Genomic DNA, 11,160 nt, shown 5'->3' with positions numbered 1-11,160 from the left:
ACGCGCGCCCAGATCGGTCACCGTCGGGCGATAGCGATCCTCGATCACCCGGGCGGTGGGCCGGGCCGGCAGCACCGGCGCCAGCGGCGAGCGATAGATACTGTCGGCGGTGGCGAAATCGGGGCCCGCCGCGACCAGAACCGCGCCGCCGCTTGTCACGTAATTGGCCACGTTGTCGAGATAGATCGCCGGCAGGATGCCGCGCCGCTGGTAGCGGTCGAAGATGATCAGGTCGAAATCGTCGATCTTTTCCAGAAACAGCTCGCGGGTGGGAAAGGCGATCAGCGACAGCTCATCCACCGGCACCCCGTCCTGTTTCTCAGGTGGCCGCAGGATGGTGAAATGCACCAGATCAACCGAGCTGTCGGATTTCAACAGATTGCGCCAGGTGCGCCCGCCGGCATGGGGCTCGCCCGAGACCAAGAGCACCCGCAGCCGGTCCCGCACCCCGTTGATCTGCACCAGGGCGGCATTGTTGCGATCGGTGAGCTCCCCCGGGATTTCCGGGGTGGCAAAGCGGATCACGTTGCGCCCGCCATGGGGCAGGGTCAGGGGCAGGTCAAAATCCACCCCAAGCGGCAGGTTAAAGCGTTGGGGCGGGCCGCCATCAATGGAGATTTCAAGCGGGGCCTGACGTTGATCCGGGGGCGGGGTGCCCTGATCTTCGATCCGCAGGGTCAGGGTGATGGGTTCGCCAATGATGGCAAAGGCCGGGGCATTGCGCAGGATCAGGCGCCGGTCCCAGTCCCCCTCTCGCCCGGTCATCAACAGATGCATCGGTGCGGGCAGATCTATGGGCTGTTCGGTGTCATGCACCTGGCCATCCGACAGGGCAATGATGCCGGCCACGCGCCCCTGGGGTTCATCCGCCAGCGCCTGAGACAGTCTCTGCATCAGCGTGGTGCCGCCGTCTCCGGGGCTATCCTCGACGGTGATCCAGCGGGTTTCGGTATTGGGGCGGGCGTTGAGCTGGCGTTGCAATCCGGCGCGGGCCTCTGCCATCTGCGCCTGCCGGTCCGACAGCTGCTGGCTGGCGCTGTTGTCCACCGCCACCAGCACAATATCGCTGAGCGGCGCGCGGTCTTCGCTCTGGCTGAGCGGGCCAGTCAGGGCCCCCAGCAGGCAGAGCGCTGCCAGCCCACGCAGCCCCCAGCCGGGTAAGCGCCGCCAAATGGCCAGCACGATACTGGCCAGCACCAGTGCCGCCAAACCGGCAAGAACAGGCCAGGGCAGCAGCGGGTCAAAGAGTATGGTCTGTGTCATCAAATCCGTCCCTATTGTCCCAGCCGTTCCAGCAGGGCCGGTACATGCACCTGATCGGATTTGTAATTCCCGGTGAGCACATGCATCACCAGATTGACACCAAAGCGATAGGCGAGTTCCCGTTGGCGCTCGCCGGCATAGCCGCGGCCCACGGGCAGCATCGGCCTGCCATTGGTATCCACCGCCCAGGCCGCAGCCCAGTCATTGCCGCCAATCACCACCGGCGTCACCCCGTCGTTCAGATCGCGAAAGGGAATGCCCTCAACCTGTTGGGCATCTGCCGGCGCGGCCTCAACCCAAAGCGCGCCGCGCGGGTGGCGGCCGGGGAAATCCTGCAACAGATAGAATGCGCGGGTCAGCACGTGATCGTTGGGCAGCGGCTCCAGCGGCGGGATATCCAGTGGCAGCGCCAGTTGCTGTAACCGCTGCGCTGCCGGGCTGGCGCTGCCACTTGCCGGGCGCCCGGCGTCGCGGGTGTCAAACAGGATCATGCCGCCGGATCCCAGATATCTGTTAAGCTGCGCATAAGCCTCCCCCGAAGGCAGCTGCTGGCTGGCGGTGACGGGCCAGTAGAGCAGCGGATAGAGCGCCAGATCGTCGCGCTCCAGATCAATGCTGACGGGGGGCGATGGCTCGACAGAGGTGCGGAAGAACAGCGTGTCTGACAGGCCGCGCAGCCCCGCCAGGGCAATGCGGTCGGTCTTGGCCTCCCCGGTGAGCACATGGGCCAGGGTGAGCTCTCCGGCGCGGATGGCATGTTCGTCCTGGGTGGTATCGCGGGCTGTATCCTGGCTGGTTTGGACCTGGTTATTTTGGGCCTGGCTCGCAGTGGGCCAGCCTGCGGCCATGCCCAGCCCTGCCCCCAGGACCAGAGCAATCATGGCAAGGCTTTGGCGCCGCGCCAAAAGGCCACTGATCAGCAGTGTCGCCACCACATCGAGGCTCAGCAAGAGGAGCGCCAACCCCAGCAGCAGCCCGGCCAGCGCCTGCTCCTGGTTGCTGTGGTATCCTGCCTGGGTCACATCATTGCCCCAGCTGGCGACGGTCAAGACATCCCCCTGAGCCAGCGTGTTGCGCGCCAGACTGCGGCTTTCGCTTTGGTACAGGCCGGGGGGCAGCGCGGGCCCGGTGGGCAGCTCAATCAGGTCAGGTCCAGCCACCCCCGACAGGCGAGAGGCGTCGGCGCTGCGGCCAAACCCGTCCAGAATGGTGAGAGGACGCCAGGTGGTGCCTTCCAGACTTTGTGCCTCTGGTGGTTTTGCGGCTGACGACACCGCCAGCCGTTCCAGCATGCGCACAAACAGACCCGACAGGGGCAGGCTGCTCCATTCGGCATTGGCGGTGACGTGAAACAGCACCACCTGTCCCTGTCCCAGGGCCTTGCGGGTTACCAAGGGCGTGCCATCGTCGAGGGCAGCAATAACGCGGGCGGCGAGGCTGGGGTCGGGCTGTGCCACCACCTGCGACGAGACCGAGACCTCGGCCGGGATGGTAAGACCAAAGAAGGGCGAGCCTTCGGCAAAGGGCGACAGGGTTTTGGGCTCTCCCCAGCTCATGGCGCCACCGATGCTGCGCCCGCCAATGCGCAGCCGCACCGGCATCAGCAGTTCTTCGCTGTCGCGGGCGGTGTCGCTGGAGGCCAGGCGCGGTCCGGCAAAGCGCAACAGCAAACCGCCTGCCTGGACCCATTCGGCCAGTGCGTCCTGCAGGTCCGGGGCGATGCGGGCCACATCGGCCAGCACGATCACATCCGGATTGGCGGGCAGAATATCCCCCAGGCTGCCCTCGATCAGCTCGGCTGTGGGTTTCAGCGCTTGGCGCAGGTAGTGCAGCGACGACAACAGTGCCAGGCCTTCGTCCGGGGCACCGGATGAAATCAGCGCCACTTCGCGGCGTCGCAGGCTGTCATCGCTCAGGGCCACCGCCCCGGCAGAGCGCTGGTCTGGCAGCTCAAACCGTTCAATCCTGGCACGCAGTTCTGCGGGTAGGGCCAGTTGCAGGCTGGTGCTGGTGGCCCCGGGTTCAAACTGCGCGGTGACCTGGGCCAGGGTGCGGTGGGTGCCACCGGGATCGCGGCCACGGGCCAGAACCTCAACCGATTGGGCGCTCAGCGTGGGGCCACCGGGGGCGCTGCGCAACAGCGAAATCTCCAGCGCGCCGTCTTTGGCGACAGGTGGCAACAGCCCCAGGATGGGCAGACCAGAGGAGATCACCGTGACGGCGCCATGGCTGGACAAGGCCTCTGTGATGTCCTGTTGACCCGCATAGGCCAATCCATCGCTGAACCAGAGGCTGTCAAAGCGCTGGTCGCTGGCAGCCAGATGGGCTGTGGCGGCGTCGATCTGATCCGCCGAGGGCTGCCAGGGCTGCGGTAGCAGGCCGGGCAGTTGCTGTTGCCAGGTTGCGGCGGCCTGAAACTGCAGCGCCTTGGGGGCGGTAAGCTGCAACAGCGCCACGGGGCGGTTGGCGCGTCCGGCCTCTTCCAGGCGGCTGCTGATCTGTTTGCTGGTTTCCTGCCAGTTGGTCGCCCCGGCCCAGGAGCCATCCAGCACCAGGACCAGCGGACCGGATCCTGCGGTGTCGCGGGTTGGGTTCAGCACCGGACCGGCAAAGCCCAGGATCGCCGCCGCCACCGCCAAAAGCCGCAACAGCAACAGCCACCAGGGGGTGCGGTCGGATTGGCTGTCCTTATCCGACAGGCCCAGCAGCAGCGTCACTGCGGGAAAGATCTGTTTCTTTGGCGCCGGCGGCACCGCCCGCAGCAGGATCCACAGCAGCGGCAGCCCCAGCAGTCCCAGCAACAGCCAGGGCGCGGTAAAGCCAAGCCCAGCAATCATCGTCATAGCTGACCCCGATCCATCGCGTGATAAAGCCACATCAAAGCCGAGAGCGCAGGCGCATCGCTGTGATGCTGGCCGATGCGCCAGCCTGTGGTGCGGCACAGGTGCTCCAGCGCGTCCCGTCGCTCAGCCAGACGGTCCAGATACTGCTGCCGCAGTGAAGCGGCCTTGAGGGTCTCATGGGAGAGCGCGCCGGTGACGCTTTCGAACCGGGTGCGGCCCGCAAAGGGAAAGCGTTCCTCGGCCGGGTCCAGCACCTGCAGCAAAACGCCATGTACGCCGCGATCTGCGGCTTTCGACAGGGCGTGCTCCAGCGGTTCAAAAGGACCCAGGAAATCTGAAATGAACAGGGCGCGGGCATGGGGGGCCATGGCGCGATGCTCGGGTGGGGCATAGTCCTGCGTATCATCGGCGCTGAGCGCATCACACAGGCGCAAGATTTGCAGGTTGCCACGCCGCGGCGGCAGGCTGCCACCGGTCAGGCCAACCCGTTCACCGCCGCGCAGCATCAGGATCGACAGGGCGAGGCCGATCAGCCGGGCGCGCTCGATCTTGCGGGGCAGGTCAAGGGTTGAGGCAAAGCGCATCGAGGCGCCTTGATCGACCCATAGATGCACCGTCTGGGCGATCTGCAATTCCCGTTCGCGCACAAATTGCTGGTCCCCACGGGCGGAGCGGCGATGATCAATCATCCGGCGGCTGTCGCCCTGTTGCAGGGGGCGGTATTGCCAGAAATCATCCCCCATACCAGCCCGCCGTCGCCCATGTTCGCCGCCCAGCACCGATCCGGCCAGCTGCTGCGCCTGCACCAAGAGCGGCGGCAGAGCACTGGCAGCACTTTCGGCGCGGCTGCGCAGCTGTGCTGCCTCGGCAGAGGCGCCGACAGAGCGGCCGGTGCTTGGTTGCGCGGCGGGCTGGCTCATGCGGCGATCCCGTTCTGGGTCAGATCCGCAGCGGTCTGCGCGATGAGATCACTGAGACTGTCGCCGCGTGCCCTGGCGGCAAAGCTCAGCTGCATACGGTGGCTCAGCACTGGCAGCGCCATATCGAGCACGTCTTCGGCATTGGGGGCCAGGCGGCTGTGCAACAGGGCGCGGGCGCGCACCGCCAGCATCAGGGCCTGCGCCGCACGGGGGCCAGGACCCCAGGCAACGGTCTGCGCCACCCGGTCCGAGACGCCGGGCTCTTCGGGGCGGAAGGCGCGCACCAGATCCAGGATCATCTCCACCACTGATTCGCCCACCGGCATGCGCCGCAGCAGCTCTTGCGCGGCGATCAGCTCGGCGGCGGAAAACACCTGATGGGCGGCGCCTTCCTCGGTGCCGGTGGTGGTCAGCAGGATATCGCGTTCGGTGTCGCGGGTGGGATAGGGCACGTCGATCTGAAACAGAAAACGGTCCAGCTGTGCTTCGGGCAGGGGGTAGGTGCCTTCCTGTTCGATCGGGTTCTGGGTGGCCAGCACGTGAAAGGGCAAGCCCAGAGGCCGGTCAGCGCCTGCAACCGTCACTTGGCGTTCCTGCATCGCCTGCAACAGCGCCGATTGGGTGCGCGGGCTGGCGCGGTTGATCTCATCCGCCATCAACAGCTGGCAGAACACCGGTCCGGGCAGGAACCGAAAGGCGCGGCTGCCATCGGTGTTGGTCTCCAGCACCTCAGAGCCGAGGATGTCAGCGGGCATCAGGTCCGGGGTGAACTGCACCCGCTTGCCATCCAGCCCCATGACGGTGGACAGGGTTTCAACCAGCCGGGTTTTACCCAGGCCGGGCAGCCCCACCAGCAAGCCATGGCCGCCACAGAGCAGGGTAGCCAGGGTCAGGTCCACGACCCTTTCCTGCCCGATGAAACGGCGGGTGATCGACTCCCGTGCCAGTTGCAGCTTGGCTTCCAGAGCTTCAATCTGGATCAGCAGATCGTCAGGTTCGGACATGACATTCCTTTCACGGCGCATATATGCTCTTACTGTATCGCGGTTGAGGGAAATGGCAAAAGCAATGAGTGGACAAAAATCTGTGACACCATCGGCAGATGGCTTGGCGGCTTCGATCAAGGCAGCAGGCGAAGCCGGGGGCAAGTCTGGGGGCAAGGGCGGATTACCGCCGGTGCATCTGTGGAACCCGCCCTTTTGCGGCGATCTGGACATGCGTATCGCCCGCGACGGCACCTGGTTCTACCTGGGCACGCCCATTGGCCGCTTTGAGCTGGTCAAACTGTTTTCTTCGATCCTGAAGCGTGAAGATGGCAAATATTTTTTGGTGACCCCGGTCGAGAAGGTCGGCATCACCGTTGATGATGCGCCCTTTGTGGCGGTGGATTTTGAGGCAAGCGGTGAGGGCGACGCCCAGGAACTGCATTTTACCACCCATGTGGGCGATCAGATGCTGGCAGGGCCTGACCATCCGATTCGGGTTGAGCGGGATCTGCAGACCGGTGAGCCTTCGCCCTATGTCTTGGTGCGCAGCGATCTTGAAGCGCTGATTGACCGCAAGAGTTTTTACCGGCTGGTGGAGCTGGGCTGCCACCATGAGGGCTGGTTTGGTCTGTGGTCGGGGGGACGCTTTTTCCCGGTGATCCCGTCAAAGGAATTGCCCTGAGCTACCTGCGGCTGTGAGCGGCGGCGCCGGTTAGAAAAAATGCAGTGTTTTCTCTGCTTGGCTGCAAGGCCGCGATAGGGCTAGACCACTGGCGACGACAGACAGGAGGTCTCTGACATGCCAAGATTTGCGGCAAATATCTCAATGCTCTTTGCTGAGCTGCCCTATCTTGATCGTTTTGCGGCGGCGGCCAATGCCGGGTTCAAAGCGGTGGAGATCCTGTCTCCCTATGAGGTTGCCGCCAAGGAAACCCAGCGGGCCTTGTTGTCCAATGGGCTGGAGCTGTTGCTGATCAACGCGCCACCGCCAAATTACACCGGAGGTGTGCCGGGCTATGCGGCCCATCCCGGTGGCACGGACCGGTTTCAGCGCGATATCCGCCGGGTGCTGCGCTATGGCGAGGTGCTGAATGTGGGCCTTATCCATGTGATGGCGGGCTATGCCAAGGGCGATGAGGCGCGCGATGCCTTCATCAACAACCTGCGCTGGGCGGCGGATTTTGCGCCCAAACAGCGCTTTACCATCGAGCCGCTGAATGCCGGCGATCAGCCAGGGTATTTTCTGGATGATTACAATCTGGCCGCTGAGATACTGGAGGCGGTCAACCGGCCCAATGTCGGGCTGCAATATGACGCCTATCACGCCCAGATGATCCACGGCGATGCTGCCCAGGTCTGGGAAAGTTTTGGCTCAGCTGCGATGCATGTGCAGATTGGTGCCGCCCCCAGTCGCTGTGAACCGGGAACCGGACCAGTTGATTTTGCCGCCTTGTTTCAGGCCATAGATGACAGTGGCTATAGGGGCTGGGTCAGTGCAGAGTATACCCCATCGACTTTGCGGACCGAGGATAGTCTGAGCTGGCTGCCTGAATAACCGCGGGCTTTATGACTGCGGGCTGTGGGTACTTTGGCCTGCACGTAAGAATTGCTGCACTGAAACCAGCCGGTTCTGCTCCTGTACTGGTTGGATTTCTCCTGCCGGGATTGATGTGCTGGATCGTTGCGTGAGTGTCCTTCAAAACGGTTGGGGCGAGGGGGGTGTGGCCTGATCGGCAGAGGGATGAACCCCTCACTCCAGGAAATGCGGAGGTCATTGCCAGAGCTTCGCTGGGCCTTTGTCAGACTTTTGCTACATCTTTGTCGGGCCTTTGCCGGGCCGGTGGTGCTCCCGCCAATTCCGAGACATCCTTTGGATGTCCCTCTATTGTTGGGCATGGCGCCGCGCTGACGCGCGGCGCAGACAGATTTGCTGAGATGCGTTTCAGGGGCAGGTCTGCCCTGAAGCGCTAGTGCAAGGGTGGGAGGTTCCGATTCGCCTCAAGGGCAAGCCGCGCGTGGCGCGGCGGCTTTGCCGCCCTTGACCCGAATCGCAACAATAAGGGTCAGACCGATGGCGTGAAGACTTTGCGGGCAGGCACCCCCGCGCCGCGCGTCAGCGCGGCGCCACCCCCAACGGGGGAGGATCAATCTTGATTGTTCCGAGACGGGCGGGAGCCCCCCCTTTTTGTTTTCAGGGTTCTATGGCGGCTGGGGTTAATGCGCTTCAGCCCAGTTGCTGCCCTGACCTGCGTCGACGCTGAGTTTCACGTCCAGATGCACGGCTGGGTCTGCGGCATTTTCCATCACTTGGCGGGCCGTTTCGATGGTCTCTTCAACCGCAGCCTGCGGTACTTCGAACAGCAGTTCATCGTGGACCTGCAACAACATCCGGGCGGGCAGATGGGCGATGGCCTGTGGCATGCGGACCATGGCGCGGCGGATCACATCGGCGGCGGTACCCTGGATCGGGGCGTTGATGGCGGCGCGTTTGGCAAACCCGGCGCGTGGGCCTTTAGCGGCGATCTCTGGCGTGTGGATCTTGCGGCCAAACAGCGTCTGCACATAGCCGTGCTCTTTGGCAAATTCCACCGTCTGATCCATATAAGCGCGGATGCCGGGGAAGCGTTCAAAGTAGCGGTCGATAAAACCCTGGGCCTCGGCCCGGGGGATGCGCAGATTGCGGGCCAGGCCAAAGCCGGAGATGCCGTAGATGACGCCAAAGTTGATCGCCTTGGCCTGGCGGCGAATCTCCGAGGTCATCTCTTCCATCGGTACGTTGAACATTTCCGACGCGGTCATGGCGTGAATATCCTGACCGGCGGCAAAGGCCGCTTTCAGCGCGTCAATCCCGGCCACATGGGCCAGAATGCGCAGTTCGATCTGGCTGTAATCGAGCGACAAGAGCACATTGCCCTCTTCTGCGACAAAGGCCTCGCGGATGCGGCGGCCTTCCTCTGAGCGCACAGGAATATTCTGTAGGTTCGGATCAGAGGAGGCCATGCGGCCGGTGTTGGCCCCGGTCTGGATATAGGAGGTATGCACCCGGCCAGTATCCGGGTTGATATGGTCCTGCAGCGCATCCGTATAGGTGGATTTTAGCTTGCTCAGCTGGCGCCAGTCCAGCACCAGACCGGGCAGCGCATGTTCGGTGGCCAGATCCTCGAGGATATCGGCGCCGGTGGCATAGGCGCCGGTTTTGCCCTTTTTGCCGCCGGGCAGCTCCAGCTTGTCAAACAGGATCTCACCCAGCTGTTTGGGGGAACCGACGTTGAAAGACTGGCCCGCCAGGCTGTGGATCTCATCCTCCAGCCCGGCCATTTTCTGGGCAAAGGCGTTGGACATGCGGCTTAGCGTGTCGCGGTCCACCTTGATGCCATTGCGCTCCATCTCGGCCAGCACCGGCACCAGCGGTCGTTCCAGGGATTCATAGACGGTGGTTACCTGCCGCTGGTGCAGTTCCGGTTTGAAATGTTGCCACAGGCGCAGGGTGATATCGGCGTCTTCGGCGGCATAGGGCACCGCATCGGCCATGGGCACCCGGTCAAAGGTGATGGCGGATTTCCCCGTGCCCAGCAGCGGTTTGATCGGGATCGGTTTGTGATCGAGATAGCGCTCCGACAGGATATCCATACCGTGGTTATGTTCGCCGGCGTGCAGCGCATAGGACATCAGCATGGTGTCATCAATCGGGGCTACATCAATGCCATAGCGGTGCAGGATCTTGGCGTCATATTTCATGTTCTGACCGATCTTGAGCACCGCAGGGTCCTCCAGCATCGGCTTGAGCATGGCCAGCGCCTGCTCCAGCGGCATCTGCCCCTCGGCAAGGCCCTCACCGCCAAAGAGATCATCGCCGCCCTGTTTATGGGCCAGCGGAATATAACAGGCCTCGCCGGGATCAACGCAGAGCGACACCCCAACCAGATCCACCACCATGGCATCCAGCCCGGTGGTTTCGGTATCCACCGCCACATAGCCGCGCTCATAGATCCGGTCGATCCAGCGCTGCAATCCAGCCGCGTCGCCAAGGCATTCATATTTTTCAGCATCAAAGGCCACGGCTGCGGCGACTTCGGTCGCGGCAGTGGCGCCTGCAGCACTGGCTTCGGGGAGGGCGGGGGCGTCAATCCCCATCTGTTCCGCCATGCGTTTGGCCAGGGTGCGGAATTCCATCAGTCCCAGGAATTCCATCAACACCTCGGCATCGGGCTCCAGCACCTCTAGGTCTTCGAGGGAGAAATCCAGCTCCATGGTGCAATCCAGCTGCACCAGCTGTTTGGACATCTCGATCTGCGCGCGGTTATCGATCAGGGTCTGGCGACGCTTGGGCTGTTTGATCTCTTCGGCCCGGTCCAGCAATTCTTCGAGCGAGCCATATTCGTTGATCAAAAGCGCGGCGGTCTTGATGCCGATGCCGGGGGCGCCGGGCACATTGTCGACGCTATCGCCGGCCAGCGCCTGCACATCCACCACCCGGTCGGGGCCAACGCCAAATTTCTCTACCACGCCATCGCTGTCGATGCGCTTGTTTTTCATCGCGTCCAGCATTTCAACGCCGCCGCCCACCAGCTGCATCAGATCCTTGTCTGATGAAATGATGGTGCAGCGCCCACCGGCATCGCGGGCCTGATGGGCAAGGGTGGCGATGATATCGTCGGCCTCAAAGCCTTCGACCTCTTTGCAGGCGATATTGAAGGCGCGGGTGGCATCGCGGGTCAGCGGGAACTGGGGGCGCAGATCCTCGGGCGCGGGCGGGCGGTTGGCCTTATAGAGATCATACATGTCATTGCGGAAGCTTTTGCCGGAATGATCAAAGATCACCGCCACATGGGTGGGGGCATCCGGGCCGGTGTTGGCCTCGACATAGCGGTGCAGCATGTTGCAAAAGCCGGCAACGGCGCCGATGGGCAGCCCATCCGATTTGCGCGTCAGCGGCGGCAGCGCGTGATAGGCCCGAAAGATAAAGGCAGAGCCATCAATCAAATGCAGATGGCATCCTTTGCCGAATTTGGCCTGGCCAAGTGTACTTTCGCTCATGGGCTGATGCTCCGGCTGTTGCGCGTTTGTCCCGTTATCGGTGATCGCGCGGCAGAGGGCAATTGCCCATTCCGGCAGGATTTGCGGTAGGCGGTGCGATTGGCGCAAAAC

At 63.4% G+C, this 11,160-nt stretch carries 6 protein-coding genes and 1 pseudogene; 2 read left to right on the top strand and 5 right to left on the bottom strand.

Going from position 1 to position 11,160, the window contains the following annotated elements; genetic code table 11:
- From QZ268_RS19300 to QZ268_RS19285, 4 genes and pseudogenes are all read right to left on the bottom strand, one after another.
- Positions 1–1,263, bottom strand: a pseudogene (locus QZ268_RS19300) (hypothetical protein); the annotation flags it as partial.
- A gap of 11 nt (positions 1,264–1,274) precedes the next feature.
- Positions 1,275–4,106: a DUF4159 domain-containing protein gene (locus QZ268_RS19295; protein WP_295455718.1), complete on the bottom strand. Its 2,832-nt coding sequence runs from the start codon at positions 4,104–4,106 to the stop codon at positions 1,275–1,277.
- Complete coding sequence (locus QZ268_RS19290; protein ID WP_295455716.1) at positions 4,103–5,026, bottom strand: DUF58 domain-containing protein; 924 nt, start codon at positions 5,024–5,026, stop codon at positions 4,103–4,105. Before QZ268_RS19290 ends, QZ268_RS19295 begins: the two co-directional genes overlap by 4 nt.
- Entirely contained in the window at positions 5,023–6,030 is a 1,008-nt protein-coding gene (locus QZ268_RS19285) for a MoxR family ATPase (RefSeq protein WP_295455714.1), read from the bottom strand. The genes QZ268_RS19290 and QZ268_RS19285 overlap by 4 nt, the downstream gene beginning before the upstream one ends.
- Before the next feature lie 64 nt (positions 6,031–6,094).
- Between QZ268_RS19285 and QZ268_RS19280 the strand changes: the two genes are divergently transcribed.
- Both QZ268_RS19280 and QZ268_RS19275 read left to right on the top strand, forming a co-directional pair.
- Positions 6,095–6,694, top strand: coding sequence for a DUF1285 domain-containing protein (locus QZ268_RS19280; protein WP_295455712.1), 600 nt, complete (start codon positions 6,095–6,097; stop codon positions 6,692–6,694).
- Positions 6,695–6,811: 117 nt separating this feature from the next.
- Positions 6,812–7,567: a TIM barrel protein gene (locus QZ268_RS19275; RefSeq protein WP_295455710.1), complete on the top strand. Its 756-nt coding sequence runs from the start codon at positions 6,812–6,814 to the stop codon at positions 7,565–7,567.
- 659 nt (positions 7,568–8,226) lie between these two features.
- Here the strand turns inward: QZ268_RS19275 and polA are convergent.
- On the bottom strand, positions 8,227–11,049 hold the full coding sequence (polA, locus tag QZ268_RS19270; protein WP_295455708.1) for a DNA polymerase I: 2,823 nt from the start codon (positions 11,047–11,049) through the stop codon (positions 8,227–8,229).
- Positions 11,050–11,160 lie beyond the last annotated feature (111 nt).

The organism is uncultured Pseudophaeobacter sp. (assembly GCA_905479575.1).
Taxonomy (GTDB): Bacteria; Pseudomonadota; Alphaproteobacteria; order Rhodobacterales; family Rhodobacteraceae; genus Pseudophaeobacter.
This window is presented reverse-complemented; position numbering and strand designations above follow the sequence as displayed.

What these genes read in the sequence shown, in the direction of transcription:
- polA (WP_295455708.1), bottom strand. Translation starts at nt 11,049, where the DNA reads ATGAGCGAAAGTACACTTGGCCAGGCCAAATTCGGCAAAGGATGCCAT.
- QZ268_RS19285 (WP_295455714.1), bottom strand. Translation starts at nt 6,030, where the DNA reads ATGTCCGAACCTGACGATCTGCTGATCCAGATTGAAGCTCTGGAAGCC.
- QZ268_RS19275 (WP_295455710.1), top strand. Translation starts at nt 6,812, where the DNA reads ATGCCAAGATTTGCGGCAAATATCTCAATGCTCTTTGCTGAGCTGCCC.
- QZ268_RS19280 (WP_295455712.1), top strand. Translation starts at nt 6,095, where the DNA reads ATGAGTGGACAAAAATCTGTGACACCATCGGCAGATGGCTTGGCGGCT.
- QZ268_RS19295 (WP_295455718.1), bottom strand. Translation starts at nt 4,106, where the DNA reads ATGACGATGATTGCTGGGCTTGGCTTTACCGCGCCCTGGCTGTTGCTG.
- QZ268_RS19290 (WP_295455716.1), bottom strand. Translation starts at nt 5,026, where the DNA reads ATGAGCCAGCCCGCCGCGCAACCAAGCACCGGCCGCTCTGTCGGCGCC.